General features: G+C 35.5%; 18 protein-coding genes. 8 read left to right on the forward strand and 10 right to left on the reverse strand.

The genetic code is table 11. From position 1 onward, the window contains the following. Positions 1-99: 99 nt before the first annotated feature. Complete coding sequence (locus OO013_RS10395) at positions 100-318, forward strand: hypothetical protein (RefSeq protein ID WP_266056742.1); 219 nt, start codon at positions 100-102, stop codon at positions 316-318. Here OO013_RS10395 and OO013_RS10400 read toward each other — a convergent pair. Both OO013_RS10400 and OO013_RS10405 read right to left on the reverse strand, forming a co-directional pair. Continuing rightward, the gene (locus OO013_RS10400; protein WP_266056743.1) at positions 315-1,874 is read right to left on the reverse strand and encodes a helicase HerA-like domain-containing protein; all 1,560 of its coding nucleotides are present in this window, start codon (positions 1,872-1,874) and stop codon (positions 315-317) included. The two genes, OO013_RS10395 and OO013_RS10400, sit on opposite strands and share 4 nt — an antisense overlap. Positions 1,875-1,939: 65 nt before the next feature. Next, entirely contained in the window at positions 1,940-2,347 is a 408-nt protein-coding gene (locus OO013_RS10405) for a DUF4332 domain-containing protein (protein WP_266056744.1), read from the reverse strand. Between the two features lie 162 nt (positions 2,348-2,509). Between OO013_RS10405 and OO013_RS10410 the strand changes: the two genes are divergently transcribed. Continuing rightward, positions 2,510-3,427: a hypothetical protein gene (locus OO013_RS10410; protein ID WP_266056745.1), complete on the forward strand. Its 918-nt coding sequence runs from the start codon at positions 2,510-2,512 to the stop codon at positions 3,425-3,427. Positions 3,428-3,505: 78 nt separating this feature from the next. Here the strand turns inward: OO013_RS10410 and OO013_RS10415 are convergent, their stop codons facing one another. From OO013_RS10415 to OO013_RS10425, 3 genes are all read right to left on the reverse strand, one after another. Then, the gene (locus OO013_RS10415) at positions 3,506-3,799 is read right to left on the reverse strand and encodes a hypothetical protein (RefSeq protein WP_266056746.1); all 294 of its coding nucleotides are present in this window, start codon (positions 3,797-3,799) and stop codon (positions 3,506-3,508) included. Between the two features lie 73 nt (positions 3,800-3,872). Further along, positions 3,873-5,258, reverse strand: a complete 1,386-nt coding sequence (locus OO013_RS10420; RefSeq protein ID WP_266056747.1) for a M28 family peptidase — start codon at positions 5,256-5,258, stop codon at positions 3,873-3,875. Positions 5,259-5,276: 18 nt separating this feature from the next. Next, a complete protein-coding gene (locus OO013_RS10425) occupies positions 5,277-5,711 on the reverse strand; it encodes a hypothetical protein (RefSeq protein WP_266056748.1) in 435 nt (144 codons plus the stop codon). Between the two features lie 43 nt (positions 5,712-5,754). Here OO013_RS10425 and OO013_RS10430 point away from each other — a divergent pair, with 43 nt between their 5' ends. Both OO013_RS10430 and OO013_RS10435 read left to right on the forward strand, forming a co-directional pair. Then, the gene (locus tag OO013_RS10430; protein WP_266056749.1) at positions 5,755-6,954 is read left to right on the forward strand and encodes an S-adenosylmethionine:tRNA ribosyltransferase-isomerase; all 1,200 of its coding nucleotides are present in this window, start codon (positions 5,755-5,757) and stop codon (positions 6,952-6,954) included. 3 nt (positions 6,955-6,957) lie between these two features. Beyond that, positions 6,958-7,863, forward strand: a complete 906-nt coding sequence (locus OO013_RS10435; RefSeq protein ID WP_266056750.1) for a mechanosensitive ion channel family protein — start codon at positions 6,958-6,960, stop codon at positions 7,861-7,863. Positions 7,864-7,910: 47 nt separating this feature from the next. Here OO013_RS10435 and OO013_RS10440 read toward each other — a convergent pair whose 3' ends face one another. The 3 genes from OO013_RS10440 to OO013_RS10450 are packed head-to-tail and all read right to left on the reverse strand — an operon-like array spanning position 7,911 to position 10,704. After that, positions 7,911-9,308 (reverse strand): NAD(P)(+) transhydrogenase (Re/Si-specific) subunit beta, encoded by a 1,398-nt coding sequence (locus OO013_RS10440; RefSeq protein WP_305067215.1) that lies wholly within the window; start codon positions 9,306-9,308, stop codon positions 7,911-7,913. Further along, entirely contained in the window at positions 9,305-9,619 is a 315-nt protein-coding gene (locus OO013_RS10445; RefSeq protein ID WP_266056751.1) for an NAD(P) transhydrogenase subunit alpha part 2, read from the reverse strand. Before OO013_RS10445 ends, OO013_RS10440 begins: the two co-directional genes overlap by 4 nt. Further along, positions 9,595-10,704, reverse strand: coding sequence for an NAD(P) transhydrogenase subunit alpha (locus tag OO013_RS10450; RefSeq protein WP_266056752.1), 1,110 nt, complete (start codon positions 10,702-10,704; stop codon positions 9,595-9,597). The genes OO013_RS10445 and OO013_RS10450 overlap by 25 nt, the downstream gene beginning before the upstream one ends. A 275-nt stretch (positions 10,705-10,979) precedes the next feature. On the opposite strand from OO013_RS10450, the gene OO013_RS10455 reads away from it, so the two are divergent. The 3 genes from OO013_RS10455 to OO013_RS10465 are packed head-to-tail and all read left to right on the forward strand — an operon-like array spanning position 10,980 to position 13,471. Beyond that, positions 10,980-11,636 carry a DUF4159 domain-containing protein gene (locus OO013_RS10455; protein ID WP_266056753.1) on the forward strand — a complete coding sequence of 219 codons (657 nt, stop codon included), beginning with the start codon at positions 10,980-10,982 and terminating at the stop codon, positions 11,634-11,636. Between the two features lie 48 nt (positions 11,637-11,684). Next, positions 11,685-12,080 (forward strand): BlaI/MecI/CopY family transcriptional regulator, encoded by a 396-nt coding sequence (locus OO013_RS10460; RefSeq protein ID WP_266056754.1) that lies wholly within the window; start codon positions 11,685-11,687, stop codon positions 12,078-12,080. Further along, a complete protein-coding gene (locus tag OO013_RS10465) occupies positions 12,077-13,471 on the forward strand; it encodes a M56 family metallopeptidase (protein WP_266056755.1) in 1,395 nt (464 codons plus the stop codon). The genes OO013_RS10460 and OO013_RS10465 overlap by 4 nt, the downstream gene beginning before the upstream one ends. A gap of 8 nt (positions 13,472-13,479) precedes the next feature. Here the strand turns inward: OO013_RS10465 and OO013_RS10470 are convergent, their stop codons facing one another. Continuing rightward, positions 13,480-14,370: a diacylglycerol/lipid kinase family protein gene (locus OO013_RS10470; RefSeq protein ID WP_266056756.1), complete on the reverse strand. Its 891-nt coding sequence runs from the start codon at positions 14,368-14,370 to the stop codon at positions 13,480-13,482. A gap of 49 nt (positions 14,371-14,419) precedes the next feature. Here OO013_RS10470 and OO013_RS20285 point away from each other — a divergent pair, with 49 nt between their 5' ends. Then, complete coding sequence (locus tag OO013_RS20285; RefSeq protein ID WP_266056757.1) at positions 14,420-15,403, forward strand: phosphatase domain-containing protein; 984 nt, start codon at positions 14,420-14,422, stop codon at positions 15,401-15,403. Here OO013_RS20285 and OO013_RS10480 read toward each other — a convergent pair whose 3' ends face one another. Further along, a complete protein-coding gene (locus tag OO013_RS10480) occupies positions 15,404-15,895 on the reverse strand; it encodes a hypothetical protein (RefSeq protein ID WP_266056758.1) in 492 nt (163 codons plus the stop codon). It lies immediately after the preceding gene. Between the last annotated feature and the right edge of the window lie 35 nt (positions 15,896-15,930).

Below are 15,930 nucleotides of genomic sequence, written 5' to 3' on the forward strand. Positions count from 1 at the left end.
AATTAAAAATCAAATGTAATTAAGCCATTTCCAATCATATTTTTTTTAAATAAAAGGGGTTTCCTAAGCGCTTCTACTTGTATATATAAAAAAGAGCCAATGAAATTCAAAGAGAACAACTTACCCGAAGAAGGCCAGGCTGTTTATATAGCCGGGACAGATTTACAGCCTAACAAAATCAGTATTGCTTCATACACTGACAAACCTGCTGAGTCCAGAGGAATAAATGAAATAGGGTTAGTTCATATTATGAAATGGGAAGTCTTCAGCAGCGAAGAAGAAGCTGTAAATGCTCTTATTAAAAAGCAAGACTTCTAAAAGAGATCAAAAATAGAACTTCCTTTTCTTCTTGATGATGTCTTTTTTCCGGACACGGCTCCTAAAAGCCCTCTCGATAGTTCTCTGATCAACGTTCTACCCATTTGCCTCACCATGGTATTTTTTGAAAGTTCCTCCCAAACAGATTCATCTGTAAGGGGCTTTTGTGGCTTATTGACTCCTTCAGACTCTTCTATTTGTTTCTCTTCTGTAAATAACTTTTTCTCAAGCAATTCATACGCACTTTCTCTGTCTACCGGTTGATTATACTTGTCTACCAACTCTGAATTATTTAATAAAGCCGAGATTTCATCTTCTTTTAATACCCCCATTCTTGATGCAGGCGCCCGCAGATGAGTAACTACCAACGGCGTAGGTATTCCTTTTTCATTTAGTACAGTAATAAGAGCCTGTCCCACTCCAAGTGAAGTTAGAATTTTATCGGTGTCATAATATTCCGTTAAAGGGAAATTCTCTGCTGCAGAACGTATAGCCTTTCTATCTTTAGCTGTCACTGCACGAAGAGCGTGCTGAATTCTCAATCCTAATTGACTTAAAACTGATTCAGGAATATCTGTTGGACTTTGAGTGCAAAAATATATCCCCACTCCTTTAGATCTAATTAGCTTTATCACAGTATCAATCTGTTCGAGAAGTTCGTCCCCGGCCTCTTTAAATAGCAAATGTGCTTCATCAACAAACATCACAAGCCTTGGCATGTCACTATCTCCTCGTTCAGGAAATGTGGTGAAAATTTCTGCTAACAACGAAAGCATAAATGAGGAATACAACTTAGGCTTATCCTGAATATCATTTACTCTTAAAACGCTGATTTGCCCTCTATCTTTATCATCTTTATTTAAAAGGTCTTTAATATCAAAAGAAGGCTCTCCAAAAAATTGCTCCGCCCCTTCTTGTTCAAGCGAAATAACTTTTCTCATAATAGTTCCGATGGAGGCTGCACTTAGTCTGCCATATTCCTTTTGAATGTCTTCCTTTCCCTCCTCAGTAATAAACCTCAATAATCTTTTAAGATCTTTTAAGTCGAGTAAAGGAAGACCATTATTATCAGCATATTGAAAAACCACTGATAAAATACTCGATTGTGTATCATTGAGATTAAGCATTTTCGAAAGAACCACAGGTCCAAATTCTGAAACAGTTGCCCGTAGCTTCACCCCTTCTTTACCTGTGAGTGATAATAGTTCTACAGGATAACCTGAAGGATTATATTTTAAATCAATTGCCTTATGTCTATCTGTTATATGATGATTGATCTCTCCTGGTTTGGCTATACCACTCAGGTCACCTTTAATATCCATCATTAACACAGGAACCCCGTTATCACTTAAACATTCTGCAAAAACCTGTAAAGACTTGGTTTTACCTGTCCCTGTTGCCCCGGAAATCAGACCATGTCGGTTAATAGTTGAAAGTGGAATTCTGACTTTTGCATCAGATATTATCTCATTATCAAGGACACCTGCTCCAATTACAAAATCCTTTCCCTTAAAATAATACCCTGTTTGTATATCACTGATAAATTTTTCTTTCATGACACAATATAAAAATACACCGGCAGAAATAAATTCTCCCGGTGTATTTTTTAGGATTTTTTTATTCAATAAGTTATAACAGGATCAAGTTCTTTTGCTTCGTTGACAAACTTTTCTACCTGGCTTAAAGACGGTACCTGTCGAACATGATTTTTCCTTTTACTTTCTTCAACTAAAGCGTTATGCAGGTTCTCAGGATTTCTGTTTCTTAGTTCTTTGACAGTATCCACACCGGCAGCTTCCAGTAGTTCACTTATTTCACTTGCAACGCCTTTTATTCGAAACAAATCGGCCAAATTTGCCCATTTTAGTAAATGTGAAGCTTCAACTCCTGTTATTTCAGCAACATTTTTTCTACCGGATCGTGAAGCACATTTTTCAAGAAGTCCTTCAACTGTTGTAATATCAGCTTTTTGTAATTTTTCTGCGTAGGACGGACCAATTCCTTCGATTTCAGTGATTTTAGTAGCCATATTTAAATTAGATTTGAATTTTATTTGTATATTAATATAATTCAAATAATTATAATTTTTTACATATTTTTAATCGATTATATATAAAAATACCATGAATGAAATTTTATATTGACAATACGGTCAATTCACCTTATATTTTGGAAAATTAAATATTTAACTATGTCTTACGAATCATTTTTATCCGGTTTTCACTCCGTGATGTACGTAGCCATTGCAATCTCCTTGTTATTTGCTCTGGGATCTCTGTTTATTAATTTTTTGAATCTTGCACGATTTAAAGATCCAAAACTGAAATACGATTACATTTCTTCCCGTGAAAAGAAAATGTACATTTATTTTTTCATTGGTCTTGGTGCTGCAGTTTTCTTTTATCTGAATACATTGTTTAGAGAACCAGTAGCTGAATCCAAAGGGTGGATTTTTATTCGTTTTGCAGTAGCTATTTGTGCCGGTACTTTGGTAGGATACATTCCATCTTTATTATTAAAATATATGCTTCCTGCTAATCAAAAAGGAAGGCTTAAAAAATTAAGATTTCAACCTAGAACTTCTCCTAAATCGGGAAAACAAATGAGGTTGCTTACTGAACAGGAAGAAGATGTACATCTTGATGAAGCCATGCAGGCAGAGGAAAATATTTTCTCAGTGGATTATGATGTTTGGGTAGATGATGATTCAGACTATGTTAAAATTGAAAAATATCCAGGTCATCTTGTCGCCCTTGAATGCGACAGATGTGGTATGCAAACTTTAAAATTGAAAAAGGAGGAAATTTTAAAACAACCGACTGATACTGAGCCCGGAGAAATTGTAAAGCATTATAAATGTAGTTATTGCAACAGGGTAAAACATGAAAACAAGCAAATAGCTCAATTAGAAGCCAATAAAGAAAGTTTCTTCCTGAGATTCAAAGATCATATTGGAGAAGCTATTTCAGAAAAACAGTACGCTATACAGCTCATAAGGATGGAAGTTTTTGATAATGAAGGACACCCCCATCATTATGAATTCGGAGATATAGACCAGGCTCAGTCCTTTCTAAAAGAACTAGAAGATAAAAAGGCAACAGACGAATAGTTAGAAACTATATATTTAGATAAGACAAAAAAAAGAGTGGCTAGCCACTCTTTTTTTTGATTCGACTATTTTTATTTTTTAATCTTCATCTCCTTCATCTTCTTCCTGATCTTCAATAAATTCTTCAGATAATTTACCAAATTCATCGTAATCGTCATCATCTTCAATTAGCTGCACAGCCTCTTGTTTAGTCATTCTGATCAAATAATATACATCATCGGTATCAAAAGGCAGAGCAGATACTTTTTCTCCTTTTGCATTGACAAAAGAAACAAGGTTTTCAGCAAAACCATAAGGATATTCTAATTTGACTTGATTGATCACCTCTTCAGGCAATTTATCGTAATCTTTTACAATGCGTTTTTTTTCCATGACGATTTGTTTTAACTGGTAGATTATATAGTAATAATAATCAATCTGGTAAATTTCTGAAATCAGATGAAAATTATTTTTTATTTTTTTTCTCTAAATTTTGATCCAGTAAATACAGCATTGAAGCTAACCCTCCAACTCCCAGTTCTAATTCTCGTTGATTGACTGTTTCGAAGACATCATTGGGTGTGTGATGAATGTAAAAATATCGCTGAGAATCAGGATATAACCCAATGAGTAAAGTGTTTTGAATTGCTAGCGGTGAAATATCTGCTCCCCCCCCAGGCTTACTAAAATCATAATATCCCCAATCAATTAATAACGGAGCCCAGCTTTGGATCATCTTCTCTTGTTCCTCAGTACCGGTCGAGGTAAATCCTCTGGGCGAAAATCCTCCCCTGTCAGATTCGATAGCAGCAAGGTGATTTTCATTATATTTTTGAGCTAATTCAGCATATTTCCTTCCTCCTCTCAATCCATTCTCTTCATTCATGAACATAACAGCTCTAATTGAATACTTTGGTTTATAACCTGAAAGCTTAAGTACTCTTAATGCATCTATAGACTGCACACATCCTGCTCCATCATCGTGGGCTCCCTCACCAAGGTCCCAGCTATCCAGGTGTCCGCCAACTATTATATAATCATCGGGAAACTCCGTTCCATTTATCTGACCAATCACATTATATGATAATTTATCAGGCAAAAATTCACAATGAGTTTCTAGATAAATATTTAGTTCATTATCTGTTTTTAACATGGTACTCAATTCCTCAGCATGATAGGTACTTATAGCCACAGCAGGAATCTTGGGTACATTTGGCTGATATCTAGTCATACCAGTATGTAAAACCTCATTAATCTTATTTCCCATTGAACGAACAACCACGGCAACAGCTCCCTTTTTGGCAGCTTCTGCAGGCCCACTACCACGCTGATCCACGGCACCTCCATAAGCTGAAAAAGTACTGAATTCTGTCTCATCAAAAGGCCGGTTAAAAAAAACTATCTTACCCTTTACATCTTTTTCTTTTAATTCGAGTACTTCATCAAGGCTTTTCACTTCGATAACTTCTGCAGTTACACCTGGAAAACCTGTTCCAACAGTATTTCCAAGAGCTGTCACCGGTAACTCTATGGTTCCGAAAGTGCTGGAAATCACCCGGCCTTTTTCAGGTTGCTCTCCTCTTACCCAATGCGGCACCATTACAGGCTGTAACCACACAGTATCAAAATCATAGGCTTCCATTCTTTGCCTGGTAAATTCTACGGCTGCTGCTGCTTCTGGAGAACCGGTAAGCCTTCCTCCGATATTCTTAGTTAGAAATCTCAGATCCTCATACGCCCTGCCGTTTGTTAATGCAATATGAAAAAGGCTATCTATAAAGGCTTTATCCTGCTGAGCCTGAATAGAAAAAAAAAGAGTAGAAAAAATTAAAGCAGATAAAATTCTTTTCATTTTATTTATATATAATTATTAATCAATTAATTCAGCATTTCTTAAAACATACATATGGTAATTCATGTCGCTATTATTTAGCATGAGCATTCCTTCTATAACCACCCTGTTGTCGGAAGCTTCTAATTCCTCATCAGAAATAATTTCTATTATGGTTTCAGGTCCTGCTCCACCACAATAATAACAAACATTAAATGGAAGCTTGGATAATATATAGTGATCACTTGAACCAACCTCCACAGGTAAAATATATCCTTTTAACTTAATAATTTGCCCTTCGTAACTCTTCAGTTTTTTTGAAAATACAGGAACATCAAATGGAACTTCTGATCCTTCCATATACCCTGTTTCAAATTTAACCTCTCCAAGGATGTCCCAAAAATCAACATCGTTTTGAGCATTAATAACTACAGAAACATTCAATAAGAATAAACAATAAATAGTTTTCCTCATTATTTTGTTATCGCGATTTTATATTTGCATAAAATAATTAATTGTGAAATCAGTAGATCTTTCTAAATACACTTACGAATTACCGGATGAAAAAATTGCCAAACATCCCTTGCAAAAGCGTGATGAGGCTAAATTACTTGTTTACAATTCCGGTAAAATTGAATCTGAAATATTTAAAAATATACCTCAACTCATCCCACAGGATTCAACTCTGATCTTTAATAATACTAAAGTAATTCCTGCAAGGCTACTTTTCAGAAGAGAAACCGGTGCTATTATTGAAATTTTTCTTCTCCAACCATACAGTCCAACTGTGGTTATAGATGACGCAATGACTATAACAGATTCAGCCTCATGGCTTTGTATGGTAGGAAATGCCAGAAAGTGGAAAGATGATGAGATCTTGAAAAGAACTATTGAAGTTGACGGAAAAGATATAGAAATTAGTGCTCGATGGGTAAACAGAGAGCAAAAACTAGTAAGTTTCGAGTGGGAAACTAATACTCCTTTTGCCGATCTGGTGAAAAATATGGGACAGGTTCCTCTACCTCCATATTTAAATCGGGACGCAACGGAAGAGGATGTTCCAAGATATCAAACGGTATACGCGGAAAAAGATGGAGCAGTAGCTGCTCCGACAGCTGGACTTCACTTCACAAAAGAAGTTATAAGTGCTCTGAAGAATAAAGGTATAGATGAAGAATATATCACACTGCACGTAGGTGCTGGAACTTTTAGTCCGATCAAAGTTGCTACTCCCGAAGATCACCCGATGCATAAGGAACAAATATTGTTCAAAAAAGAAGTTATCGAATCGCTGTTAAACAAAAAGGGAAAAATTATACCCGTAGGAACAACCTCTATGCGTAGCCTTGAAAGTTTGTTCTGGTATGGTGTGAAATTGTTGAATGGTGAGAAAAATTTTTTCATACCAAAACTTATCGCTTACGAAAACAATGACGTCCCTACTAGAGAAGAATCGTTAAAAGCGATACTTGATTACATGAATTCTAACAATCTCAAAATTATTCATGGGGAAACAGAAATTTTTATTTTCCCCGGTTATGAATTTCATTTTGCAGATGGACTTATAACTAATTTTCACCAGCCTGACTCAACTTTAATATTACTTGTTGCAGCATTTATTGGAGAAGATTGGAAAAAAGTTTATGATTATGCTTTAAATAATAATTACAGATTCCTTAGCTATGGAGACAGTTCCCTGCTATGGAGAAAAAAATAAAGAATGGATTTTAAGGAAATATTAGATAAACTAGGCGAAATTTTCAAACCTGTAATGGATATTTTATCATATCCTGTTTTTAATCTGGGTCAGACTGAATTCACCCTCATAACTATTCTATCACTAATCCTTAGTTTTGTCGCCCTTGTTTATATTTCTAATCTGATCCGAAAATTACTGGTCACAAAGGTAATGGGCAGGTACAATATCGAATATGGCATCAGGCAAACATACGGTTATATATTCAGATTATTTGTCCTTACTATTGGTACACTGATAATCCTGAATTCTTTCGGAATTAACTTCACCACCCTTGGTATTGTAGTAGGTGCTTTAGGTGTCGGTATTGGTTTTGGTTTACAAACTATAGTAGATAATATCGTTTCAGGTATGATCATTTTGTTTGATCAACCAATAAAAGTGGGTGATCGTGTGGAAGTAGGTACAATTGTAGGAGATATCATTAAAATTGGTGGTCGTGCAACTACAATCCGAACAAATGATAATATTATTGTTATTGTACCAAACTCCGAATTTATTTCGAAAATGGTGATAAACTGGTCGCACAATGACCGGAGAATACGAATTAAAGTCCCTTTAGGGGTAAGCTACAAGGAAGATCCTGACAGAGTAAGACAAATAGTGCTGGAAGTTGCGAATAAAAATGAAAACGTGCTTTCCAATCCGGAACCATTTCTATTATTTACAGAATATGGGAACAGTAGTATTGATTTTACGCTATTGGTCTGGTCAACTAAATATGTCGATCGTCCAGCCTTTCTGCAAAGCGAACTTTATTATGCCATCTTTCAGAGGTTCAGAGAAGAAAACATCGAAATTCCTTTCCCTCAACGAGATATAAATTTCAGAAATGAATTGGAAATCAAAAAAGATGGCGAACAACAATAATTATTCGCCATCAGATTCACAACTCTATTAATCTATCAAGATTATCTTTATACCTCAGCTAATTCTTTTACCAAGCCAGAAAGTGATTGTTTGGCATCACCAAATAACATCTTAGTTTTATCTTTAAAGAAAAGCTCATTTTGAACCCCAGCATATCCTGGGTTCATACTTCGTTTAAACACAACAACCTGGTGAGCATTTTCCACTTCTAATATTGGCATTCCGTAAATTGGGCTCCCAGAGTCAGTTTTAGCTGCAGGATTGACCACATCATTTGCCCCGATAACTAAAACAACATCAGCACCTTCTAATGATTTATTAGCATCATCCAGATCCAGAAGTTTTTCGTATGGAACATCAGACTCAGCCAATAAAACATTCATATGACCTGGCATTCTGCCAGCAACGGGATGAATAGCATATTTCACTTCTACACCCTCATCTTCAAGCAGCACTTCAAGTTCCCGGCAAACATGCTGTGCCTGAGCTACCGCAAGTCCATAACCTGGAACAACCAATACCTTTTTAGCATATTTAAGTTGTACAGCTAGGTCAGACATTGATACTTCTTTCACAACCCTATCTCCATCATCAGAAGAAGATGAGGAAGTTCCACCAAAATTACCTACTAGAACCTGTGCCAGAGACCTGTTCATTGCATTACACATCAATACAGTCAATATTATACCTGATGCTCCGACCAGAATACCGCCAAACAGCATTACATTATTGGTGTAAACGATACCAGCCAAAGCAGCACCAATACCAGTCAAACTATTAAGAAATGCAATTACCACCGGCATATCTCCTCCTCCTATCGGGGATACAAAACTAAATCCATAAAACAGACTCAGAAAAATCAAACCCAGCACAAACCCAAGGCTAATCGCAGATGGATTGATTGAATAAAAGACCATTGCTATAACAACAATCAAAAGCAATAAAACATTTATGTAGGCGGAATAAGGCAATTTTAATTTTTCATTCCATATTCCTTTAAGCTTTCCAAATGCAACCAATGAACCTGTAAATGAAACTGCCCCTATGAAGAGGGCGGATAAAACTGTAAGCAACACTCCGAATGGCACTTCAACACCAGATAAATAACCAACTAATTCAACTACTGCTAAAGCCAGAGTACCAGCACCTCCAAAACCATTGAAGAGTGAAACCAACTCAGGCATAGCAGTCATCTCGACTTTCTTTGCCGCTATTAATCCTATTGTAATTCCCAGTGCAAGTGCTACTGCAATAACTCCATAGTTGTTTACTGGTTCTCCACCTAATGCACCAAATAATGCAGTAAGGATACCTAAAATCATTCCGGTTGCTGCAAGGGCGTTCCCTTTAGTCGCAGTTTTGGGACTACTTAATCTTTTCAGACCGATAATAAAAAATACGGTACTTATAAGATAGCATAGATCAGTAATGGAAGAATATATCATGATTTCTTTTTCTTATTGAACATGGACAACATACGCTGAGTAACAGCAAATCCTCCGGCAACATTGATGGTTGCAAAGGTGATACCTAAAAAACCGATAAACAGTCCAAAATAGTCATCGGAAGGGGTTAAACGGACTAGAATGATACCTCCGATAACCACAACTCCAGAAATTGCATTTGCTCCAGACATTAAGGGAGTATGGAGTACGACGGGTACTTTCCCAATAATCTCTGTTCCGAGATAAATAGCAAAAATTAATAAGTATATGAAAAGGATGTTTTCTCCTATCCAACTGATGATTGCATCCATGATTCTTCTTTTTTGATTTTTATCGCCTGAATGATGTCATCATCGACTTTAAGATCGATCTCTCCTTCAGACACAAATAATTTTAGCAGATTTAATATGTTTTTGGCGTAAAGTTCAGAGGCATGAACAGATAGCTCTGCAGATAAATTTCCTGCCCCGATTATCGTTACTCCTTTTTCATTTACAATTTCATTATCAACTGTCAACTCACAGTTTCCTCCAGCTGAAGAAGCAAGATCCACGACCACAGAACCACTTTTCATTCGTTCCAATGTTGTGGTTGGTATAAGAATCGGTGCTTTTTTACCTCTAAGCAATGCTGTAGTAATAACTACATCAGATTTGGCAGCATGATCAGCGATGACTTGTGCCTGCTTCTTTTTAAATTCCTCAGACTGATCTACCGCATAGCCACCTGCTTCCTTATCGTCTTTCGCTCCTTCCACGACAACGAATTTGGCACCAAGACTTTCGACTTCCTCTTTGGCTGCTTTCCTCAGATCAAATGCCTCAACCACGGCACCGAGTCTTTTAGCAGTAGCAATAGCCTGAAGCCCGGCAACACCTGCACCCAGCACCAATACTTTAGCAGGTGCCACTGTTCCGGCTGCTGTAGTCAGCATTGGAAAGTATTTTGGTAAGTGTTCTGCTGCCTTGATCACGGATTTATATCCCGCCAGTGAGGCCATGGATGAAAGAATATCCATTGATTGCGCCCTGGAGGTTCTGGGAACCATATCAAGAGATAATGCATGAACAGGAAAATCCTCTACAAGTGATACATAGTCATTTTCGGGTGAAAAAGGTTCAAAGGATGACATGATTATTGCACCTTTTTTCATTAACCGATAGTCTTCAGCCTCCGGAGGAACAATCGCGAGCAATATATCTACACTTTTCAGTAACTCCTCCCTGCCAAGGACATCAGCCCCGGCTTCCTTATATTGTTCATCTGAAACAAAGGCACCTTTACCGGCACCTGATTCCACCGAGACATTAAGACCTAGATTTTTAAAGCCTGAAATTATTCCGGGCATTATTGGTACCCTGCTTTCACCAGGCTGCTTAATAGCTCCGATTATCATACTAGAATATTATTTTGTTTATGAGCAATAACAAATAATGAAAGAATTTTAACCAATGTAAAGGATAACCCTTTACAAACTCAAAACAGCTAACCAATTATTTTAAAAATGGTAATTCTTTTACCACTATTTTTAAAATAATTAAAATTTATATCATATAATAAATATTTTATGATTAATACGTAAAGCAAAATAATCAATAGACTCTATGACTTAAGTCATAATTATGTAGATTGACTTAAATATTCTCTTAGCTTTTATTAGATTTGATATCTATGAAGGTCCTGAAAATTAGCTTATTTTTTCTGTTGACGGCTTTTTCCGTCAATCTTGCCAGTGCTCAACTTAAATTGGCACAGGTAGAATACAATGGTGGTGGAGACTGGTATGCAAATAAAACCGGACTTAAAAACCTTTCTATATTTTGCAATAGATATTTGGGCACTTCTCTAAATCCGAATTATGATTATGTTGAAGTCGGAAGTAAATCAATATTCGAATATCCTTATTTATACATGACCGGACATGGGAATGTGGTTTTTAGCGATTCTGACGCTGAAAATTTGCGAGTGTATTTAACCTCTGGCGGCTTTTTACATATTGACGATAATTATGGTCTGGATCAATTTATCAGGCTTGAATTGAAAAAAGTTTTTCCTGATAAAGAATTGGTTGAAATACCATATAGTCATCCGATTTATCATCAGAAATTTGATTTCGAAGGTCTGCCTAAAATTCATGAGCACGATGGAAAACCAGCTCAGGGCTTAGGCATATTTCATGAAGGACGACTAGTTATATTTTATTCTTATGAATCAGACCTCGGTAACGGTTGGGAAGACCCATCAATACATGGTGATCCTGAAAGTGTGAGATTAAAAGCCCTACAGATGGGCGCCAACATTATTAGCTATATCTTCCTTTCTCAATAAACTAACATAATAGTTTGAAAACTAACACAATAGTTTTATTTTTGGATTATGGGAATAGTAAATAAAGATGATTCAAAAGTTCTTACTAAAGCAGAAGAACAAGTAATGCAGATTTTATGGGACATGGAAAAGGGTTTTGTTAAAGACATCCTTGAAAAAATCCCCGAACCTAAACCTGCTTACAATACAGTATCTACCATTGTCCGAATTCTTGAAAAGAAAGGGTTTGTTGGCTACAAAGCATACGGCAAAACTCACGAATATTACCCAATAATTGATAAGGAAACTTACAGTAATGAGTTCCTTCAGAATTTCATTGGGAAATATTTCAAAGGATCTTTTCAGAATCTGGTTTCATTCTTTGCAAAAGAAAACAATGTTGATGCAAGTGAGTTGGATAAAATGATGAAAATGGTGAAGAAGGATCTTGACAAAGAAGAATGAATGAAATATTACTCTATGTATTCGAGGTTTCGCTTTGTCAGGCGATTTTCTATTTGTTTTACAGGATCTTTCTGACTGGTGAAATTTATTTTCAAAAATTAAGGTTGTACCTGACAGGTACTCTGCTGGCTTCATTTCTCATCCCACTCATTTCTATTCCGGTATATTTTTATACCTCGCTTCCTAAAGTAAAAGATCAAAAAACTCTTTACTATTTTTTATCAGGAGAAAACGGAGAGCTATTTTCCTCAACAAAACTGATCACTAATTCTTTGTTTGCAATATTCATTATTGGTGTGATAGTTAGTTTAATTTTGCTTTCAATTCAATTATTAAGATTGTATTCATCAGCTAAAAAATTAAAAAATGGATTAAGTTTTAAAGGCATCAAAACCAAAACAACAGAAGGAAAACTTCCAACCTTTTCATTTATCAATACGATTTATTTCGATAATTCTCAGCAGTATAAAGAAAATGAAAAAGAAGAGATTTTACTTCATGAATACTACCATATAAAAGACAGACATAGCATTGATTTACTTATTCATCGGTTCGCTTCTGTAATATTGTGGTTTTCTCCATTCATTTACTGGCAGAAAAATGCTTTAGAATCTATTCAGGAATATATCGCTGATAGTATGGTATTAAAAAATCGAGGGGGTAATAAAGAAGCTTACGGAGCATTGGTAGTAAAGCAGATTTTAATAAAAATCGGCGTCCCTTTTGCGAATTTCTTTGCTAAAAATAAAACTCTCAGAAGAGTTGAAATGATGAAATACAGTGGTCTGGAAAGTGAAGCTCCAAAGCTAAAATGGACATGGGTAATTCTATCTGTCTTATTTCTTAGTTTTTCATTTAATATTAAAGAAAAAGAGCAAAGTATTATTGAACCTCCTATTGGTAATCCTACCAATAATCTCACAGATCTGAAAATTGATATTTTACCTGCTTCTGACTCATCAAGATTCATTTCGTATGATTTAAAATCTCAGGCGATGATTGCCCAGTCTGGTGAATTCAGATATATAATTAAGCCGGTTAAAACAGATCAGGATAAAGAAATGGCCAGAAAAATCATTTCAAGATTGATAGGGTCTGAAAACAATCCCATTCCTGAAAAGACTCAAGATGATGATGGGGTTAATCGACTCGTTACATCATGGTTTATAAATGAAGTAACCAACAAGATTGAATTCAAAGAAAAAGGTCAGTACCACATCCGTTTTTCAATCAATCACGATGGTTTTCTCGATTTTGCTGAGCTGGAAAATAGAAGCGATGAAAATATCAATATACAATTACAGCAAATAATTGATGATAGTCCTCGGTTTCCTCAACAGGATAAGATCAACAAGCGAATAACAATGATCCTTCCGATTTTGGTCGAATAAAATGAATATTAGAGCATTAATTTAACGGCAGAAGGAATAATTTCAGGAGTTATCTTAGTTACTTTCCCCACAACTTCTCCATCCACCTGGAATATCTTCTCTTCTTCGAGTTCAATAGTGGCATTCTTACAATGAATGGTCTCCAGAGACTCCAAAGGCACAAATCGCTCATTTATACTTGACAACCCAGCTTTGATCATACCATCAATACTAACATCGGTAACCAGGCAAAGTTCAAATTTACCATCATCAGGTCTGCCTTTAGGATTGATCAGCATTCCTGACCCATATTTTCTTGCATTGGCAATGACTACCATGAACACTGTTCGTTCGTAGGTTTCTCCATCGGCAGTGATTTTAACATTGAATTCTTTTTTTGTGCTCCAAACAGACAACAAATGCTTAAGATAAGTTCGCATGCCACGATCTTCATCTTTATCATAGGCCGAAACCACCTCTGCATTTAAACCTATATCACTGATATGTAAACTGTAAGTATTTTCATCAAATTTTATCAGGTCAAAATCTTTTATTTCTCTTCCATTAATTATTTGATTAAGCCTGATATCCTGATCCGGTTCAATATCTAATTCTGCAGACATTCCATTAGCCGATCCGAAAGGTATAATAGCTATAGGTATAGGGTTATTCTTTACGGAAGTAACGACATCCAATAAAGTTCCGTCCCCTCCTATTACAGCAATATTTTGGGGTGAATATTTTTTGATAAAAAGATCAATAACCTCACAATCCTGATGTCCTGTAGTAAAATATAAACGATATGATTTTTTTGCATTTTTGAGTTTTTCCTTTATTCTCTTAACAAAAACCGTTTTATCTTCAGCTCCTGCGACCGGATTAATAACAAATAGCCAATCTAGCTTTGGATTCTCTAACATTTAGGGTAAATTTTTGTTGTAATGACAGTTATTAACTAAAACTAATATCGTGAAAAAACCTCATCTTTTACCGCAACTTGTATTAAAATATGAAAATAAAATTCATATCCAGGGACAGGTAATATGGATGAAACCTAAACACCTGAAATTAAAAAAATCCGCAAATCCTCTTTATAACATTAAACTTGTTTATAGGTACTTCTCTCAAAAACCTACAAAGAATAAGCAAATAAGTATTACTGTAGACGAGGTTTGTAAAGTCATTAAAATTGATGAAAACGGATTTTTTCATACGGATTTTGACATTCGTGAATCTAAAAAAATTAATCAGGTAAATATAGACTATAAACTAGACGGTGGAACTGAAGTAATTGTTCCTGAAGTATCCAGTTCTTTTATTTACAACCTTGATAACTTTACAGATGAAGCTGTCATTTCAGATATCGATGATACGATTTTAGTTTCCCACAGTACGCGAATCAGAAAAAGAATAAAGCATTTGTTCTTAAAAAATCCCTACAGCCGAAAACCTGTAAGTGATATGGCTGACCTGTATAATTTTCTTACTCAGGGTAAAAGCATGATCTTTTACATATCAAATAGTCAGATGAATTTATTTCTGATGATCTCAACTTTTATTAAGAAACATATGTTTCCCGAAGGTCCTCTGTTACTTCATGAATATAAGGTTGTAAAACAATTTTTTAAGAAAAAGGATAAGGATAAAGATCATGATTTTCACAAATTCCGTTCTATCATGTTTGTGATGCACTTAATGAAAAACACCCGATTTGTTCTGGTTGGTGATAATTCACAGCACGATCCGGAAATTTATCAGGAGATCGCGAGAAAATATCCTAAAAGAGTAAAGGCAGTATTAATCAGGACATATTCTCAAAAAAGCAAAAGAGAAGATGAATTAGAAAAGATCGGGCAGGATTTAAAAAGTAGGAATATCCCATTAATTACCGGTGAGGATGGTTCTGAATTAAAAGAAAAGTATAAAGAACACTTCAGTACAGTAAACGTTTGATTAATACTTTCTTCTCAATATCTCACTTAGAATAATTGCGTCTTTCGCAGATTTTCTATTTCTCAACATTTTTTTATACCTGGATCCCTCAGTCTTTTTCTTTTTAATCTTGAATTCTTCAAACCTCAATCCTTTATCCAGGTCAGTACTACGTTTATCTTCTATTTTAACAGTATTTTCTGCTTCTTTAACAGATTTCCTGAAACGTTCTACTACCGAGCTTTCTGCCTCCCCTGAATATTCTCTTGAAGATTGTCGAACAGGTTCTGGTTCATATTCTTCATACGACTCATAATCCTCTGCTCTTTCTGATGATTCTTTACTCCCCTGAATTTCTTCCAGCAGCTCTTCAAAAGACTTGGGTCTGCCTCCCCCATTATCCGAATCCATTGGTGGTGAAGACTTTGATGAGTCTTTATTTGCCTTTAATGCCTGCTGAACAAGGTATATAATAATGGCTATTATAAAGGGAAGAAATTCTAATATGTCCATTAAATAGATTTTTTAAAAAATAATATTAATTTTGA

Origin of the sequence: Mangrovivirga halotolerans (assembly GCF_026241165.1) — a bacterium.
GTDB lineage: Bacteria > Bacteroidota > Bacteroidia > Cytophagales > Cyclobacteriaceae > Mangrovivirga > Mangrovivirga halotolerans.

What these genes read in the sequence shown, in the direction of transcription:
- OO013_RS10450 (WP_266056752.1), bottom strand. Translation starts at nt 10,704, where the DNA reads ATGATAATCGGAGCTATTAAGCAGCCTGGTGAAAGCAGGGTACCAATA.
- OO013_RS10425 (WP_266056748.1), bottom strand. Translation starts at nt 5,711, where the DNA reads ATGAGGAAAACTATTTATTGTTTATTCTTATTGAATGTTTCTGTAGTT.
- OO013_RS10400 (WP_266056743.1), bottom strand. Translation starts at nt 1,874, where the DNA reads ATGAAAGAAAAATTTATCAGTGATATACAAACAGGGTATTATTTTAAG.
- OO013_RS10470 (WP_266056756.1), bottom strand. Translation starts at nt 14,370, where the DNA reads ATGTTAGAGAATCCAAAGCTAGATTGGCTATTTGTTATTAATCCGGTC.
- OO013_RS10405 (WP_266056744.1), bottom strand. Translation starts at nt 2,347, where the DNA reads ATGGCTACTAAAATCACTGAAATCGAAGGAATTGGTCCGTCCTACGCA.
- OO013_RS10415 (WP_266056746.1), bottom strand. Translation starts at nt 3,799, where the DNA reads ATGGAAAAAAAACGCATTGTAAAAGATTACGATAAATTGCCTGAAGAG.
- OO013_RS10410 (WP_266056745.1), top strand. Translation starts at nt 2,510, where the DNA reads ATGTCTTACGAATCATTTTTATCCGGTTTTCACTCCGTGATGTACGTA.
- OO013_RS10440 (WP_305067215.1), bottom strand. Translation starts at nt 9,308, where the DNA reads ATGATATATTCTTCCATTACTGATCTATGCTATCTTATAAGTACCGTA.
- OO013_RS10460 (WP_266056754.1), top strand. Translation starts at nt 11,685, where the DNA reads ATGGGAATAGTAAATAAAGATGATTCAAAAGTTCTTACTAAAGCAGAA.
- OO013_RS10455 (WP_266056753.1), top strand. Translation starts at nt 10,980, where the DNA reads ATGAAGGTCCTGAAAATTAGCTTATTTTTTCTGTTGACGGCTTTTTCC.
- OO013_RS10395 (WP_266056742.1), top strand. Translation starts at nt 100, where the DNA reads ATGAAATTCAAAGAGAACAACTTACCCGAAGAAGGCCAGGCTGTTTAT.
- OO013_RS10480 (WP_266056758.1), bottom strand. Translation starts at nt 15,895, where the DNA reads ATGGACATATTAGAATTTCTTCCCTTTATAATAGCCATTATTATATAC.
- OO013_RS10445 (WP_266056751.1), bottom strand. Translation starts at nt 9,619, where the DNA reads ATGGATGCAATCATCAGTTGGATAGGAGAAAACATCCTTTTCATATAC.
- OO013_RS10420 (WP_266056747.1), bottom strand. Translation starts at nt 5,258, where the DNA reads ATGAAAAGAATTTTATCTGCTTTAATTTTTTCTACTCTTTTTTTTTCT.
- OO013_RS10465 (WP_266056755.1), top strand. Translation starts at nt 12,077, where the DNA reads ATGAATGAAATATTACTCTATGTATTCGAGGTTTCGCTTTGTCAGGCG.
- OO013_RS10435 (WP_266056750.1), top strand. Translation starts at nt 6,958, where the DNA reads ATGGATTTTAAGGAAATATTAGATAAACTAGGCGAAATTTTCAAACCT.